The 15,996-nt window shown below is 72.0% G+C and carries 12 protein-coding genes and 2 pseudogenes; 6 read left to right on the top strand and 8 right to left on the bottom strand.

Annotation, left to right across the window (positions count from 1 at the left end; all coding sequences use genetic code 11):
- The first annotated feature begins 1 nt into the window (after position 1).
- The gene (locus GA0074694_RS26010; protein ID WP_218105810.1) at positions 2-1,360 is read left to right on the top strand and encodes an eCIS core domain-containing protein; all 1,359 of its coding nucleotides are present in this window, start codon (positions 2-4) and stop codon (positions 1,358-1,360) included.
- A 35-nt stretch (positions 1,361-1,395) separates the two neighbouring features.
- Here GA0074694_RS26010 and GA0074694_RS26015 read toward each other — a convergent pair whose 3' ends face one another.
- The 4 genes from GA0074694_RS26015 to GA0074694_RS26030 all read right to left on the bottom strand — a co-directional run bounded on the left by GA0074694_RS26015 (position 1,396) and on the right by GA0074694_RS26030 (position 8,203).
- On the bottom strand, positions 1,396-3,528 hold the full coding sequence (locus GA0074694_RS26015) for an ATP-binding protein (protein ID WP_091462648.1): 2,133 nt from the start codon (positions 3,526-3,528) through the stop codon (positions 1,396-1,398).
- Positions 3,525-4,337 (bottom strand): Pvc16 family protein, encoded by an 813-nt coding sequence (locus GA0074694_RS26020; protein WP_091462649.1) that lies wholly within the window; start codon positions 4,335-4,337, stop codon positions 3,525-3,527. The genes GA0074694_RS26015 and GA0074694_RS26020 overlap by 4 nt, the downstream gene beginning before the upstream one ends.
- Before the next feature lie 13 nt (positions 4,338-4,350).
- Positions 4,351-7,386, bottom strand: a complete 3,036-nt coding sequence (locus GA0074694_RS26025) for a DUF11 domain-containing protein (protein WP_141714281.1) — start codon at positions 7,384-7,386, stop codon at positions 4,351-4,353.
- Between the two features lie 196 nt (positions 7,387-7,582).
- The gene (locus GA0074694_RS26030) at positions 7,583-8,203 is read right to left on the bottom strand and encodes a helix-turn-helix transcriptional regulator (RefSeq protein WP_091462651.1); all 621 of its coding nucleotides are present in this window, start codon (positions 8,201-8,203) and stop codon (positions 7,583-7,585) included.
- Between the two features lie 169 nt (positions 8,204-8,372).
- Between GA0074694_RS26030 and GA0074694_RS26035 the strand changes: the two genes are divergently transcribed.
- From GA0074694_RS26035 to GA0074694_RS26045, 3 genes are all read left to right on the top strand, one after another.
- Positions 8,373-9,662 (top strand): COG1470 family protein, encoded by a 1,290-nt coding sequence (locus tag GA0074694_RS26035; RefSeq protein WP_091462652.1) that lies wholly within the window; start codon positions 8,373-8,375, stop codon positions 9,660-9,662.
- Between the two features lie 425 nt (positions 9,663-10,087).
- Positions 10,088-10,690: a transposase family protein gene (locus GA0074694_RS26040; protein ID WP_245714911.1), complete on the top strand. Its 603-nt coding sequence runs from the start codon at positions 10,088-10,090 to the stop codon at positions 10,688-10,690.
- A 101-nt stretch (positions 10,691-10,791) separates the two neighbouring features.
- Positions 10,792-11,634: an IS5 family transposase gene (locus tag GA0074694_RS26045; protein WP_091453604.1), complete on the top strand. Its 843-nt coding sequence runs from the start codon at positions 10,792-10,794 to the stop codon at positions 11,632-11,634.
- A gap of 50 nt (positions 11,635-11,684) precedes the next feature.
- On the opposite strand, the gene GA0074694_RS33810 is transcribed toward GA0074694_RS26045, so the two are convergent.
- Positions 11,685-11,978, bottom strand: a complete 294-nt coding sequence (locus GA0074694_RS33810; RefSeq protein WP_281190381.1) for a group II intron maturase-specific domain-containing protein — start codon at positions 11,976-11,978, stop codon at positions 11,685-11,687.
- Positions 11,979-12,077: 99 nt separating this feature from the next.
- Positions 12,078-12,254, bottom strand: a pseudogene (locus GA0074694_RS33815) (hypothetical protein); the annotation flags it as partial.
- 166 nt (positions 12,255-12,420) lie between these two features.
- Here GA0074694_RS33815 and GA0074694_RS26055 point away from each other — a divergent pair.
- Positions 12,421-13,731, top strand: a complete 1,311-nt coding sequence (locus tag GA0074694_RS26055) for an ISAs1 family transposase (RefSeq protein WP_091450652.1) — start codon at positions 12,421-12,423, stop codon at positions 13,729-13,731.
- Positions 13,732-13,797: 66 nt separating this feature from the next.
- Here GA0074694_RS26055 and GA0074694_RS34375 read toward each other — a convergent pair.
- Both GA0074694_RS34375 and GA0074694_RS26065 read right to left on the bottom strand, forming a co-directional pair.
- Positions 13,798-14,271 (bottom strand): annotated as a pseudogene (locus GA0074694_RS34375) (reverse transcriptase domain-containing protein); the annotation flags it as partial.
- 776 nt (positions 14,272-15,047) lie between these two features.
- Complete coding sequence (locus tag GA0074694_RS26065) at positions 15,048-15,524, bottom strand: transposase family protein (protein ID WP_245714913.1); 477 nt, start codon at positions 15,522-15,524, stop codon at positions 15,048-15,050.
- A gap of 201 nt (positions 15,525-15,725) precedes the next feature.
- Between GA0074694_RS26065 and GA0074694_RS26075 the strand changes: the two genes are divergently transcribed.
- Positions 15,726-15,989, top strand: coding sequence for a hypothetical protein (locus tag GA0074694_RS26075; protein WP_091462654.1), 264 nt, complete (start codon positions 15,726-15,728; stop codon positions 15,987-15,989).
- Positions 15,990-15,996: the final 7 nt, after the last annotated feature.

Raw genomic sequence — 15,996 nt, forward strand, 5'->3', positions numbered from 1 at the left:
CGTGCGTCATCACCGGTCCGACCTGACATCGAGTCCCCAGGAGCGCCAGGCGCCCCGGCCGGGCCCGGCCGCCGGCCGAAGGGCCGACGCCGTCGTACCGGGGCGGGCCGGTCCCGGGCGCAGCCCGCGGGAGGTCATCGCCCTACAGCGGACGGTGGGCAACCGCGCGGCGGCGGGGATGGTCGAGCAGGACCGGCACGAGCACGCGGACTGCGGACACCCGCCGGCCGAGCAGGTGCAGCGGTCGGTCGCCTCGGTGCTCGGCTCCCGCGGGCGGCCGTTGGACGACGCGACCCGGGGCGACATGGAGGCCCGGCTGGGGTCGGACTTCTCCGACGTGCGGATCCACGACGACTCGGCGGCCCGGGCGTCGGCGGCCGGGATCGGGGCGCGGGCGTACACCTCCGGCAATCACGTGGTCCTCGGTGACGGGGGCACGGACCGGCACACCCTGGCGCACGAGCTGACCCATGTGATCCAGCAGCGGTTGGGGCCGGTGGCCGGCACCGACAACGGGGCCGGGCTGCGGATCAGCGACCCGGGTGACCGGTTCGAGCGGGACGCCGAGGCGAACGCCGCTCGCGCCCTCACCACCGACCCCGCACCGCAGATGGCACAGGACACCATCGAGTTGCCCCCGCTGACGCTGCCGGGGGCGCAGACCCCGGTGCAGCGGACGCCGAAGGCGGATGTGGGGGGCACGGCGACGTCGAACAGTCGCAGCGAGCCGTACCCGGGCGACGGGGGTCGTAGCACCCGTTCCAGCACGAGGAAAAAGAACCAGCCGGACCGGCCGGAGGCGAACCTCAACAGCCTACGGCTGAGCTTCACCTCCGAGTACGAGGGTCCGGCCACGCAGCGACTGGACGAGAAGCAGGACATCGGCTTCTACCAGGTCGCCACCCTGCACGCGCCGGAGAACCTGCCCCGTAGCGTGACTGCGTTATACGACTTCAGGCAGCAGGTCAAGGACAGCTTCGTCTACTACGAGCGCGTGGAGGACGACGGGGACTTCGAGAAGAGGGAGCAGCGCCCCAGCGCCTGGGTGCAGGACGGTCCCTACCAACCGGAGTACGACGATGCCCCGGAGGCGATCTCCGTCGGGAGCAACAGCATCGAGTTCAACGACCACCCGGGATGGTCGGGCCGGGTGGCCATGACTCCCGGCTCCTGGCTCGCCAGGTACTCGGTCAGCTTCAGGTGGAAGGTCAAGCGCCGGGACGCCAGGGGCGGCACCTGGACCAGCCCGGCGGTCACCCACACCTTCACCTCCCCTTTCGCCCCCAACAACCCGGTGGCGTCCGCACCGGTCACGGCGACTCCCGCCGGGAACACCGCCTGGGACGTCACGCTCACCTAGCAGGCCGGCGTCTGCCGTCAGCCAAGGCGGGGACGTCAGGCTCGGCGGGGCCGGGCGCCGTTCGGCGTGGCCGCCGGCAGGAGCAGGCGGCCCAGCTTGCGGTACTCGCGCTGGGCAGCCGTCATGACCATCGCCATGGTCACCGGCGTCCCGGCTGCGGCGGCCAGGTAGCCGGCGCTGACCGCGCAGGACCGGATACCGCCCCCGCTCAACTCGAACGCGCGGGCGCAGTGGTCCAGGTCGACGTCGTCGGCGCGGGGCAGCTCGACGCCGAGGCAGCGGTCCCACAATGCCCGCCGCTGTGCCACGTCCGGGATCGGGAAGTCCACGACGACGTCGATCCGGCGCAGGAACGCCTCGTCCAGGTTGGCCCGCAGATTCGTGGTGAGCACCGCCACCCCGTCGAACGACTCCATCCGCTGCAACAGGTACGCGCTCTCCAGGTTGGCGTACCGATCGTGGGCGTCGCTGGCCTCGGAGCGCTTGCCGAAGATGGCGTCGGCCTCGTCGAACAGCAGCACCCCGTTGACCCCGGCCGCCTCGGTGAAAATCCGTTCCAGGTTCTTCTCGGTCTGGCCGACGTACTTGTCGACCACCGTGGAGAGGTCCACCACGTACAGGTCGAGGCCCAGGTCGGCGGCGACCACCTCGGCGGACATGGTCTTGCCGGTGCCGGAGTCCCCGGCGAACAGGGCGGTCACCCCGCGCCCACGCCCCCCGCCGGGGCGCAGCCGCCACCCGCTCAACACCTGGTCCCGGTGGCGTATCCGCAACGCCAGCTCGGTGAGCTGGTCCCGGGCCGGGGCCGGGAGGACCAGGTCGTCCCAGCCGACGGCGGGCTCCACCCGCCGGGCCAGCTTCGCCAGCGCCGCCGCGTTCTGCGAGCGCACCCCCGCCCGGACGTGCCGGGTGGTGACCCGGTCGGAACCGTCGAGGACGGCCTGCTGGGCCGCGGCGACCGCCGCCCGCCGCACCTGGTCGGGCGCCAGCACGTACGCGGACAGCTCCCGCTCCGGGTCGACGTCGGCCGCCAGCCTCACCGAGCGTCCCGCCAGGGCGTCGCGCCACAGCCGGATCCGCTCCGCCGCCCCGGCTGGGGCGGCGGTCACCAGCAGCGGGGACCGGTCGGCCCAGTACGGGTCCCAGCGCAGCCGGCCGGTGAGCAGCACCGGCACCGGCAGGGCGGTGAGCCGGCGCAGCAGCCGGGCGTGGGCCGGGCCGGCCGCCGGATCCAGGGTGTCGACCGGGCCGACGACCAGGCCCGCCCGGCGCAGCCGGGTCTCCCGCACCACGACGGCGAGGGCCTCCTCCGGCGTCGCATCGACGCACAGCGCGTCCAGGTCGAGGGCCAGGACCGACCAGCCGGCCGCGAGGAGGGCGGCGGAGGCCAGCTCGTCGGCCGCCCCGCCGGGCTCCTCGCGCAGGTAGACCAGCCGGTCACCGGCGCGCAGCGCCGCCGCCAGCCCGTCGGTAACCGGCTGCCGATCCGCCGGCCGGGGCACCCGGCGGACCAGGCCGTCGGCACGCCCGTCGCCGCCGTCCTGCCCGAGGAGGTGGCCGGTGACCCGGTCCGGCACCCGCAGGCTCCGGGTCAGGAAGGGGCGGTCGTCCTCCTCGACGAGGAGCAGGCCGCCGGCCACCAGCGGGCCGGCGCCGGCCAGGTGGGTCCGAGCCGCCCCGGTGACCGGGGAGACCCCGCACAGCCCCAGGGCCAGCCCGGTCGTCGCCCGCCGCCGGGTCACGTCGTCGTTGATGTACCCGTAGAGCCGCTCGTACCGCTGGTCGAGGTCGGGCAGGAGCGCGATCAGCAGGAGTTCGACGTCCAACGGCGTCAGTGCGAAGTCCTCGGCCAACTCGCGCAGCGGCACCCGGCCACCCGCCGACCGGGCCCGGTCGGCCCACCGGTCGGCGGTCGCCACCGCCTCGGCCGCGATCTCGTCCGGGGCGGGTGGCACCGGGTCGTCCACGAGCCGCCAGGCGTCCTCGTCGGAGACGTGCAGCCCACGCAGCGGGTCGTCCGGGGCCGGGTCCGCGGCGCGCGCGGTGGCGACGGCCCGCCGGACCCGCTGCTCCACCAGGAACAGCCGGGCCCGCAGGTACGTCGTGCCCGGCGGTTCGGTCCGCTCGGGTTCCGGGGCCGTCCGGGCGTCTTCGCGTACGGCGGTCACCGGCGGCCGTCCCGGATCGGCCCGCCGGTGCCCTGGCGTCGCTGCCGCTCAGCGGCGGCGCCCCGCGCCCGGCGTACCCCGATCGGGGTGGAGGTCTCCCCGGGGGCGGGGTCCGGGTGGCGCAGCCGCCGGGTCTCCGTCCCGGCAGGCGGCTGCTCCGCCGCTGCGTCGCCCGGGCGGCGGGCGCGGGGGCGGGCGGTCCGTCCGGGGCCGGACCGGTGGTCGTCCGGGGCGGAGTCGGCCCGGGCGCCGGCGCGCAGCCGGAGCCCGTCGGTGACCGGCTGGGCCGCGAAGGCCGTGGACGCCGCGATCGGCGTGGTCACCACCAGGTCCAGCGACGGCTTCAGCGAGCCGCCGAGGGCGGACCAGATGTCGGCCAGCCCCCGGTCCCGCCTCGGCGGCACCGCGATGCTCATCGGCACGGTCAGCCCCAGGTCGGCGAGGCCGCCGACCAACCGGCCCGGGGGCAGCACGTCGTGGGTGACCAGCCCGGCCAGCAGCACGGAGAGCAGCCGGTGCTCGTCCTGCGGCTGGGCGGTCCACGCGGTCACCAGGTACGACAGGGCGAAGTACCGGGGCGGCCGGTGCTCGGCGACGACCACGCCGTCCGCGTCGCACTCCTCGATCCGGCCCTCCCGGCGGTGGGCCATCTCCTCCCGCACGTCGTAGAGGAACAGGTTTACCGTCGGGGCGTTGCGCCGGACCTCCCACTCCCGGGTCGGCGCGTCGAAGGACAACTGCACGTCGGTGCCGGCGAGCAGCTCCTCGGTCAGCAGCGCGTGCAGCGCCTCGTCCACCTCGTTGATCATCGTCGTCGTCCCCTCACCAGCCACGACCGAGCAGGCCGGGCGGCTGTTGGGCGGGCATGACCACCCGGAAGTCGGTGCGGACCGTGCCGAACCCCGGGCCGGTGGCCAGGACCTTCCGGGGGCCGAGCTGGTCGCGCGGCACCACCAGGAGCTGGGTCGCGAACGTGCCGTCGGCCGCCGGCACGGCCGGGTTCGCCGCCACGGTGAGGCCGACGTCCCAGGCCAGCCGCACCGGCACGTCGGGCGGGAAGTCGGTGCCCCGGATCGAGGTGACGAAGCCCGGCGGCCCGATGTCCGGGACGGCCACGATCCGGGGCTGCACCACCCGGAACGGCGCCTGGGCGGTGTCGGCCAGCCCGCCGTCGCCGGCCACCGCGCCACGGACCGTCGTCGCCGTCGCCGCAGTCGGGGCCAGCACGAAGGTCAGCGTCCGGCGGGCGCCCGGGGCCAGGTCGGGGACCGGGCAGTAGGTCGCGGCGCAGCCCGCCGGGCGGATACGGACCGGCACCCGGGGCGGCAGCACGGGGGTGATCTGGACCCCGGTCACGCCCTGGCCGCCGGTGTTGCCGACGGTGTAGGTGACCGTGACCAGCCCGCCCACGTACCCGGGGGTGGGGTTGACCGTCACCGTGATCTCCAGGACGGTCGGGGCCGGGCTGGTCGGTGCCGGCGTCGGGGTCGCTGGCAGGGTGGTCGTCGGCACGGGAACCGGGTTGACGGTCACCGGCACCGACGCCTCGTTGTCCGAGGGCCGGGCGTCGGCCGTCCAACCCCCGACCGACCAGGCCAGCGGGTACGTTCCGGCGGTCACCCCGGTCAGCTCGACGCGCACGCGGACGGTGTTGCCCAACCCGACGGTGCCCAGGTCGCAGCCGGGCGGGTCGACCTGGCAGGAACCCGCCTCCGGCTCCAGGGCGGTGACCTCGACGCCGTCCGGTGCCCGCAGGTCGAGGCGGACGTTCGTGGCCGGGGTCGGCCCCCGGTCGGTGACCGTCAGGGTCAGGGTGGTCCGCTCGCCGACCCGCACCGGCGCCGGCGGCTCCAGGACCGTCGTGGCCAGGTCCACCGACCGCTGCCAGGTCGGCTTCCGGTGCCGGCCGGGCAGCTCCCAGGTTAGCCCGTCCAGCACGCCGGTGTCGAAGTCGTACGTCTTGACGTACTCGGGGCTGGCCGGGTCGGTGTACCGGCGGGAGTTCAGGGCGAGTCGGTGCCCCTCCGGCGACCAGGCCACATCCCGGGGCCGGTGCGGGCCGTCCGGCGGGGCGGTCAGCGGGCCGGCGCAGTCCGTCGCCGGGGTCTGCGGCGCCAGCACCTGGCAGTCGCCGCCGGCGGTGTCGGTGACGACCAGCCCGTCGGCGCCCCGCCCGAAGGCGATCCGGGTGCCGTCGGGGGAGAAGCTCGGGCCGTAGTCCGCCCCGGTGCACCCCGGGCAGCCCGCAGCGGTCAGGTCCCGCTGCCCGGTGCCGTCCCAAGCGTCGACCGTCCACACGTGGCTGTCCGCCGCCGCCCCCTCCGGCTGCCCCCGGATCAGCGCCAGCGCGGACCCGTCCGGCGACCACGCGGGCTGGCTGTCAGACCGGTCCGCGCCGGCCCCCGGCGGCACCGTGAGCAGGCGCTCCCCGGTGTCCACGTCGGCCACCACCACCCGGCTCGGCCCGCCTGGGCCAGCCAGGGCGTACGCGACCCGGGTGCCGTCCGGGGACCAGACCGGGTCGGTCTCCAGGTCCGAGTCCGCGCGGCCGGCGAGGGGAAGCGGCCGGGGGTTGCCGCCGTCGGCGTCGACCACCCAGAGGCGGGAGACCCGGCGGCCGGCCACAGTCTCGAACCGGTTCACCACGATCCGCCGGCCGTCCGGGGAGTAGTCGGGGCGGGCGGTCCAGGGGTCGCCGTCGACGGGCCGCCAGAGCCGGTCCGGGTCGGTCGCCGCGCCCGGATCCTCCCGCAGGACGGTCAGTCCGAGGTCCCGGGGGTCGGTGGCGTCGGGGCGGATGTCCTGCAACGTCACCGTGTACCGATCCGGCGCGGTGGTCCGGCTGACCAGCAGGCGGGGCGGGCCGCCGCCCGGCGGGACGTACCAGGCGGGGTCGCCGACGAGGCGGTCCTCGGCGAGGCGGAGCACCGCTTCGCAGGGGCACAAGTCGTCGCGCGGCACCTCGGTGTAGACCAGGTCGACCGCGCCCCGGGCGCCGTCGGTGCCGGTGGTCCGGCTGAGGAACGCAAGCGTGGTCCCGTCCGGCGACCAGTTCGGCCGGCGGCTTTCCCAGAGCGCGTTGAGCAGCGGCCGGTCGTCGCCCCCGGCGCTGTTCATCAGGTGGATCTGCCGCTCGTCCGGGCGCTGCGGCGCGGCCGTGTACGCGATCCGGTCATGCGTCGGGTCCGGGTCCCAGGCGGGCTCCCCGGCCCCCTCCGGCCGGGCGGTCAGGGCGGTGACCGGCCCACCGTCGGCCGGCACGCGCCGGACCTGCGGCACGCCCGCGTCGTCGCGGCCCTCGAACGCCAGGGCGGAGCCGTCCGGCGACCACGAGGGCCGCCGGTTGTCGCCGGTGCCGTCGGTGATTTGGCGCAGGCCGGTGCCGTCGGTGCCGATCACGAAGATGTCGCGCCAGCTACCGACACCCTCCCGGGTCAGCTCGAAGGCGATCCGGCTGCCGTCCGGAGACACCGAGGGCGAACCGGCCACCTGCACCGGGTCGTCGGTCAGCCGGACCGGCTTCCCCGCACCGCGCCGCATCCACAGTTGGGCCAGCTCCGACTCCCGCCGGCTGACCCAGCCGACCACGTCCCCACCGGCGGACGCCTCGTCGTCGAAGTGCGCCGGCCCGCCGCCGAACAGCGGCACGGCGGTCGCCGTCGCCCCGGAGCCCTCGATCAGGCCGATGCTCCGGTGCCCGGTGCCCAGGAAGGCGACCCGCAGGTCGGTGACCGGCGGCGGGTCGGCCGGCTCGGCGTACGACACCCGGCCGGGCGAGACGGCCAGCGCCCATGCGCCCAGCAACGCGGAGACCACGGTGACGACGGCGACGAGGGGGGACCTTCGGAAGGGACGCAATCGACACCTCGGCGGTGGGAGACGGCGGGGCGGGAGGGTGGCGGGCGGCCACGCCGCGCACGGCCCAGGTGGTCATCATCGACGCGGTGACGGCGGCCGGCACAGGGACTGCCGGCCAGGGACCGGGGCAGGATCCGCGTCGGTACGGGCAACGGACCTCGTCCCGACGGACGGGCCGCCGGGGCGGGGTGCCAGCTCAGATCAGGTCGTTTCGCAGCGCGTACGCCACCGCGTGGGCCCGGTTGCGCAGGTGCAGCCGGGTGGTGATGCCGTGCACGACGTTCTTCACGGTCCGCTCCGAGTAGGACAGCTTGGTGGCGATCTCCCTCGTCTCGAACCCGTCGGCGACCAGCCGCAGGACGTCGACCTCGCGGGCGCTCAGCCCGCCCAGGGTTAGCCCCCGAGGGTCGAGCACCTCCCGCTGGAGCCGGCGCATCTGGTTCAGCAGCCGGCCGAGCAGGTCGGCCGGGACGCTCCCCTCGCCCCGGGCCGCCGAGAGGATCACCTCGACCAGGCGGGTGCCGGACGCCTCGCCCCGGCGTACCACCCCCACCACCCCACACTCGACGGCGGCCGACAGTTGGCCGTCGTCGATGGTGGACGGCACCAGGACTAGCCGGGTCTGCTCCCGGCGCAGCCGCCGCAGGGTCTGCACCCTCTGCGGCGTCAGGCTGTCCACGACGACCAGGGTCACCGCCGCCTCGGCGGCCTCCGCCTCGGCCAGGACCCGGACCTCCGGGCGGCCCGTGAGCTGGCCCGTCACGCCTGTCCACGAGATCGGATCCGTCGTGTGCACGTAGATCGGTACCCGCTGCATCCTCGCCTCCTCACTCCCCGGCCGTCGGTCCGCGCGCCGACGGCCGGGGAAGTATGCGTGTCGTGTCTTTGCGTGTACTTAACGTCGTCTCGGCGGACAGCCACCTCTGCCCGCCGGCATACCCCGATGGCCCCTGACAGCCCGGGAAACCGCTCTTACGCTCGACCAGATGCGCGCATCGGCGAATCTGGCCAGCACCTCCGTGAGCGTCGTCCCCGGCGGCGAGATCGAGATCCCGGTCACCGTGCGGAACGCCGGCGACACGGTCGAGGCGTACCGGTTCGAGGTCCTGGGCGTCCCGGACGAGTGGGCGACGGTGGAGCCGGCGTCCCTCACCCTCTACCCGGCCGGCTCGGGCACCGTCGTGGTCACCTTCCGCCCGCCCCGGTCCGCCCGGGTGGACGCCGGGGACCGGCGCTTCGGGCTCCGGGTCGTCCCCTCCGAGTACCCGGACTCGGCCCTGGTGGAGGAGGGCGTCCTCACCGTCGAGCCGTTCTTCGCGCTGGCCGCGCAGGTGCAGCCGCCGTCGCGCGGCGGGCTGCGCGGGGCCCGGTACCGGATCGACACCGACAACCTCGGCAACGTGACCGAACCGGTCGGCTTCGCCGCCGCCGAGGGCACCGACCAGGTGACGTTCGCGCTGCCAGCCGAGCCGGTCGAGGTTCCCAACGGCACGCGCGCCGAGACCCGGCTGCGGGTCCGAGCCCGCCGGCTGCTCTGGTGGGGCGAGCCGAAGGAGTACCCGTTCACCGTCGAGGTGCGGCCCTCGGACGGCCGGGCCCGCGCCCTGAACGCCACGTTCATCCAGCGCCCGGTGATCTCGGCGGGGCTGCTGAAGCTGATCGCGGCGCTGCTGGCCCTGCTCCTGGCGCTGGCCGCGATCTGGTTCGGGCTGCTGCGCCCGCAGGTGAAGACCGCCGCCCGGGAGGCGGTGGAGGCGGAGAAGGCCCGGCAGGTCGCGCAGGGCGAGGCGGTGCCGACCACAGCGCCGAACCCGGTTCCTCCGGCCGCGTCGCCGACCGCGCCGGGCGGTGGCGCACCCGGCGGCGGTACGACCGACGGGGGCGGGGTCGGCGGTCCCGCCGGGGGCCTCGGCGGTGAGCAGTTCTCCGTCGCCGTCACCTTCCGCACCAGCCCCAACGGGTCGGCGGAGCGGAGCTACACCGTCCCCGAGGGGAGGACGTTCCTGCTGACCGACTTCCTGGTCGACAACGTGCAGGGCGACGAGGGCACGCTGACGGTCACCGCCAATCAGGTACAGGTGGTCACCTACGCCCTGGAGAACTTCCGCAACCAGGACTACCACTCGGTCACCCCCATCCGGGTCCCCGCCCGCGCGGAGGTGACCCTGACCGTGGTCTGCCGTCGCCCGGGCACCCCGGCCAACGCCCCCCGGCCCACCACCTGCCGCGAGTCGCTCTACCTCAACGGGGTGCTTACCAAGGCGCCGGAGGACTGACCCGGTTCACTTGTTCAGGGACCCGCCGAGAATGTCCCGATCCGTGCCGCTGCCTGATCCGTACTTCCCCCGATCGGCCTCGATAAGCCGTGCACACCGGTGCCGTCGGCCACCTTTCGGGCAACGGTGAAGGCATCGGTGCCGAGGTAGCGCCGACCCCACATGCCTCGCCGGCTCTCATTGTCGGAAGCCGTTGGGAAGCGCGAACGCCACCGGGCAGCAGTGGTTACGCACGGCGTACGCGCCTGGAGAGCGTGGCATTCCTGTCGGGGCTGGCCTTCGCATTGAGCTGATCTCAGCGACGCGAAAGTGTTGATTGGTGCGACACGGATGAAGACACTCAGGCCGGACAGTGCTGGAAGTGGACGTGAGGCCCTCGGTAGGTAGTTCTCACCACAAGATCACCCACACGGTGAGGACCCCACGTGATCGCATATCGTGCCATGGTCGACGTCCCGAGGGAACTCGTGCGGTACCTCGGCCGGCTGCTTGCCGCGGAACGCCGAGCCAAGGGGACACGGCGCGGCACCCGCGCGTTGACCTGCTTCTACCAGGCGCTGCTGGTGCTGGTCTGGTTCCGCAAGGCCGAGGACGTGACCCTGCTCGGCGCCGGGTTCGGCATCTCCCGAGCGACCGCGTACCGCTACCGCGACGAGGGCATCGCCGTGCTCGCCGCGCAGGCGCAGGATCTGCACGCCGCGCTGCGTCGAGTCGCCGACGACGGCTGGTCCCACGTGATCCTCGACGGCAAGCTGTTCGACTGCGACCGGCTCACCGAGACCACCCTGTCCGTGAAGGGCGAGACCATCGACGCCTGGTACTCCGGAAAGCACCGAGACTTCGGCGCGAACATCCAAGCGATCATCCGCCCGGACGGGCTGCCGATCTGGACATCGGCGGCGATGCCCGGGCACCTGCACGACACCAGCTGCGCCCGCGAACTCGGGGTGACCGCCACACTGCCGGGTAGACGGCGGGGATTTCACCCGCCGTCCCCCACAGATCCGGACGTAAGCCTCTCGGCTTAGAGGTCGCGCGGAATGGTGGGTTGATCGGCGCGCCTGAACGGATGCAGGCACAGAACTGGTGATCATGAAGTTGCTGACGCTCCGTGATCACGGGAGGTTCTGTGCCTGCCATCCCAGCATGGCTGATCGAGCCGTTGTGGGTCCAGTTCGCCGCGCTGCTCCCCGATCGGCCGACCTACCAACCGACACATCCGCTGGGCTGTCACCGCAAGCGGATCGATGACCGCATCGTGTTCGACAAGCTGGTCCAGGTGTTGCGGTTCGGCTGCGCCTACGAGGCGATCGCCGATGCCACCTGTTCGGCCACCACGATCCGCGGCCGCCGTGACGAGTGGATAGAGCTTGGGGTGTTCGCCCAGCTCAAACAGATCGCCCTGGACGCCTACGACCGGCTCGTCGGCCTGGTCCTCGACGACATCGCCGTGGACGGCTGCATCACCAAGGCTCCCGGCGGCGGCGAGGCCGCCGGACGCTCACCGGTCGACCGGGGCAAGCAGGGCATGAAACGCTCGTTGATGGTCGACGGCTACGGCATCCCCCTCGGCCGGGTCCTGGCCGGCGCGAACCGACACGACTCACCCCTGCTCGGCCCCACCCTCGACCACCTCGACGACCTCGGCCCACTACCCCAGGCCATCACGGTGCACCTCGACGCCGGATACGACTCCCAGGTCACCCGCGCCCTGCTGGCCGAGCGCGGCCTGACCGGTGAGATCGCCCACAAGGGCGACAAGGCGCCCATCCAGGCGAGCCAACGGTGGCACGTCGAACGGACGAACAGCTGGCACAACGCGTTCAACCGGCTGCAACGCTGCTACGAACGAACAGAGAAGGTCATCGACGCCTTCTTCGACCTCGCCGACGCGATCATCACCGTCCGCAGCCTCATCCGGCGTGCATGGACCCTCTACCGGTGGAACAACCGACCCGCCCGCCGCCGATGATCAACAACCATTCCGCGCGACCTCTTATCCGGCTCGTGCCGTTCAGGTGGTCAGGTCGTGTATCGCAGCGCCCAGTGCGCGAACAGGTCGGGCGACCGTTGCCGGACACCTCGCAGCCATGCTCGTGCCCGTTCGTCGCTGCGTTTGAGCCGCTTGTACTTCCGCTTCGCCCAACGCATCAGATGGCGATCGATGCGCTTGCCGACCGGGTTCACCGCGCTCGGGTAGAACACGGTGAAGTAGTTCAACCAGCCCCGAAGGACGGGGTTGACCTCTTCGGCGAGGTTTGCCAGATTGCCGGTCGTGCGTCGATGCAGCCGCCAGGACGCCACCTTGCGGCTCATGTCGGTCAGCTTCCCCGGTGCCACGGCGGGAAGGAACCCGGTTCGGGCCTTCCCTCGGATCTTGTCCCATGCCTTCCGGGGACGAAACGCATACCCGCAGAACGTGAACGTCACCTGCTCGTAGTCCAGGCGACGCCGGTCGTCCTTGCAGTACACGATGCGCGTCTTGCCGGGGTGCAACTGCAACCCGATGTCCGCGAACCGACGGCCGATCGCCTGACGCACCTGTTGCGCCTGGCGTTCGGTCACGCAATGGACCACCACATCGTCTGCGAACCGCTCGAACCCTGTCCCGGGGAACTCCCCACGGCCCCGGCGTTGTTCCCAATCGAGCGGTTATGTCCGTGTGGGGAACTGGACACGGGGCGAGTTGCAGGATGAGCGCGGCTCCTGATGATCTTTCGGGTGACTAGCCTCGAAGTTCATCGCTGGAGCCGCGCTCGTGACGTCATCTTCCCTGATCGACCCTGTTGTTGACCACCTCGCCGATCTGGCGTTGTGGGAAGCCGAACTCGCCGCGGTTTCGGCCGATCCGCTGCGGGTGGTGTCCCCGCTGGCGGCACGGCTGGCTCAGGTACCGGATCCGCGACGGCCGCGTGGGTTGCGCCATCCGCTGCTGGTGATCCTGGTCTTGACCGCGTGCGCCACCCTCGTGGTCGGTAACGACGGCCTGACCGCGATCCGGCAGTGGGCGGCCCGGACTCCGCAGGACGTGTTGCACCGCCTCGGCGCCCGCCGTAACCCACTGACCGGCCGCTATCTGGTGCCCAGCGAGCGCACCTTCCGGCGGGTCCTGGCCGCGGTCGACGGCGACGCTCTCGACGCGGCGACCTGCGGCTACACGGCCGACGTGCTGCGTGGCGACGTCCCGGCCCCGCAGATCCCCACCGCCACCGACGAGCCCGCCGAGCGTGAACAGCGCCGCGCCGCGACGCGGGCGGTGACCCACCCCGCACCGGCCGGGCTGCTGCCCGCGGTCGCGATCGACGGGAAACTGCTGCACGGCACCCGCACCGAGACCGGGCAGGTGTTCCTGGTCGCCGCGGTCACGCATGACCGGGCGGTGATCCTGGGCCAGCGCCAGGTCGCCGGCAAGCGCGGCGAGACCACCGTGACCGAAAATCTGCTCGCCCCGTTGGATGTGGCCGGCATGCTGCTCACCCTGGACGCCCTGCACACCACGAAGAAGACCGCCCGGCTGATCACCGGACCGTTGAACGCCCACTATCTGCTGATCTTGAAGGGGAATCAGCCGCTCGCCCTGCAGGCCGCCCAGGCGCTGCTGTCCGGCACCGACACAGTCTTCACCGGCAGCATGAACATCGACTCCGATCGCGGGCACGGACGCACCGAACGCCGCACGATCCGCGTCGCACCATGTGACGGCCGGCTGTTCCCCGGCGCCCGGCAAGTGTTCCGGCTCCGCCGTGACACCGGCGGACTCGACGGCGTGCGCACCAGCAAACAGATCATCTACGGCATCGTCAGCCTCGATGCCGAACAGGCCAGCCCGCAGCACCTCAACGCCTATGCGAGAGGACACTGGTCTGTTGAAAATCGTCTGCATTGGATCCGAGACGTCACCTTCAGCGAGGACGATTCCCAACTCAGGACGAGTGCGGCGCCCCGCAACCTGGCCGCCATGCGCAACCTGGCCATGAACACCTTCCGCCTCGCCGGGCGCGTCAACATCGCCCACGCCCGCCGCGACCTCCACGACCGCGCCGACGCCTTCGCCGCCTACGGCATCTAGCAAACCACGATGAAAGCGGGCATAGAAGAACAACGCCGGGGCCGTGGGGAACTCCCGGGTCATCCAGGTGTCGAAGCCGTAGTGCAGGAAAATGTTGGCGATCAACGGGGAGATCGGACCACCCTGCGGTGTCCCCTTGGTCCGGCGGGCCAGGGTTCCGTCAGGCATCAGCATCGGCGCCTGCAGCCAGCGCTCCACATACAACATGACCCACTGCTGGGTCACGTGTCGCGCCACCGCCTTGAGCATCAGATCCCACGGCACCGAATCGAAGAAGGCCTTGACGTCCAGATCAACGACCCAGTCCTTCTTGAAACACCGCTGCCGGCACACCCGTATCGCGTCTATCGGTGACCGTCCGGGACGGTAGCCGTAGGAGTCGTCGTGGAACACCCGCTCCACCTCCGGCTCCAGCACCAGCACCGCTGCGGTCTGCGCCACCCGGTCGACCACGTTGGGTATGCCCAGGATCCTGGTTCCGCCCTTCTTGGGGATCTCCACCGCCCGGACCGGACCGGGAAAGTAGCTGCCCGACGACATGCGGTTCCACAGCCGGTAGAGGTTGTCAGCCAACCTCTGCTCGTACTGTTCGATCGTCACGCCATCGGCCCCGGCCGCTCCGCCGTTACCTTTCACCTTCAACCACGCAGCCCAGATCAGCCGCTTGGGAATGTCGTGCGACTTTCCTGACAACCCTGACTGACTCACGCGGTTCCTCCCATGCGGTTGACCGCCCACGCCAGCCTGAACGACCCCGCCCCTTGGCTCCCCGACCCACTGCGATACGCAGGCGGTTCACAGCTACTACGGGCGAGTCCGCCAGCGTCCCCGCTTCGGTACTCTGCTCCTCGCGGTTTCCGCCGCTTGGAGTCCTCCCTCTCGCCGCCGGTCACCCAACGGACGGTATCGGGGTCCGCCTTCACACGTTCCACACGAGAGCCTGGACCGGGCTCATGCTGCCTATATGCCGGACACCACCTGGGCAGTAAGCGGATATCCCCCAGGCTCATCCCGAGACTCACTTCCGGCCTCGGTTTTGATGTCGTCTGACTGAGTTTCGACACGTCAACGGCAGAGAACTCGACGTTCATCGCTCATCTTCCCGGTCCACACCTGACGCGATCACGCCGCGCCTTTTCCAACGACGCTCAGGACGACGGTCTTCAGCCAACGCCCCTCGTGGTGGTTTGAAGCCTGCTTCCGCAAGCCGGCTCCGGAGGGCCAAACAACCTCCATCTCTCGTACAGCACCGCAGTCCACGAGGCCGCCATCCATCTCTGCCTCGCCTTCCACGTTCGTGTTCGCAAGAAGTGATCTCAACAAGATTCGGGTAGGTACTTGTACTCGAAATGAGTCAGGTGGAGTGCGGCGGCGACGACGTCGCCGATCCGGCGTGGGCTGGCGGTGGTGTGGCGTAGCGTTTTCCAGCGTCCGATCAGGATGGCGAAGCCGCGTTCGCCTTGCCAGCGCAGCCCGCGCAGCAGCCGGTTGTAGGCGCGGTTGTCGGGTGCGAGTCGGCTGCCGTCAGTAGGCTGCTTGACCGGGGTCTTGATGCCGTGGCCTGCGCTTTCGTAGCCGGAGTCGGCCAGTGCGGGTAGGTCCAGTTCGGCGGCGGACCAGTTCAGTGTGGCGGTCACCCCGAGTTCGCGGGCGCAGCTGGTGTCGTGCAGGTGCCCGGGCATCGCCGCCGATGTCCAGATCGGCAGCCCGTCCGGGCGGATGATCGCTTGGATGTTCGCGCCGAAGTCTCGGTGCTTTCCGGAGTACCAGGCGTCGGTGGTCTCGCCCTTCACGGAACGACCGACACCGCGACACGGGCCTGCACGACCGCGCCCGCGCCAAACTGACCGAGGTCGAGGCGAAGATCACCGACCTCCAGATCATCGCCGACACGCTACGCGCCACCGTCGACGCCGGCTGTGACGACCTCGTCACCTGCGCCGGCCAGCCCTGCTGCACGATCCCGTTCGCCACCATCGCGCAAGGAGCACCACATGCCGACCCTCGTTGACCGCGCCCGCCGGGTGCTGCCGTCCGGACTGACCGGCCTCGCCGGCCTGGCATGCGCGGCGTGCTGCGCCATCCCGCTGCTCCTCGCCGCCGGCGTGCTGTCCGGCACCGGATGGGCGCTGGCCGGGCAGTGGATGCCCGGCATCTCCGTCGCGCTCGCCGCCGTCGCCGGCGGCGCCTGGTGGTGGTCATCGCGGCAACACCACCCCCGACGCTGTGCCAGCGGCTGCGCGTGCGGCACCACCTGATCAACAC

Source organism: Micromonospora inyonensis (genome assembly GCF_900091415.1).
GTDB classification, from domain to species: Bacteria; Actinomycetota; Actinomycetes; order Mycobacteriales; family Micromonosporaceae; genus Micromonospora; species Micromonospora inyonensis.

Bases quoted from the DNA above. Each gene is read 5' to 3' on its own strand.
- GA0074694_RS26030 (WP_091462651.1), bottom strand. From the start codon at position 8,203: ATGCAGCGGGTACCGATCTACGTGCACACGACGGATCCGATCTCGTGG.
- GA0074694_RS26020 (WP_091462649.1), bottom strand. From the start codon at position 4,337: ATGATCAACGAGGTGGACGAGGCGCTGCACGCGCTGCTGACCGAGGAG.
- GA0074694_RS26035 (WP_091462652.1), top strand. From the start codon at position 8,373: ATGCGCGCATCGGCGAATCTGGCCAGCACCTCCGTGAGCGTCGTCCCC.
- GA0074694_RS33810 (WP_281190381.1), bottom strand. From the start codon at position 11,978: ATGAGCCGCAAGGTGGCGTCCTGGCGGCTGCATCGACGCACGACCGGC.
- GA0074694_RS26075 (WP_091462654.1), top strand. From the start codon at position 15,726: ATGCCGACCCTCGTTGACCGCGCCCGCCGGGTGCTGCCGTCCGGACTG.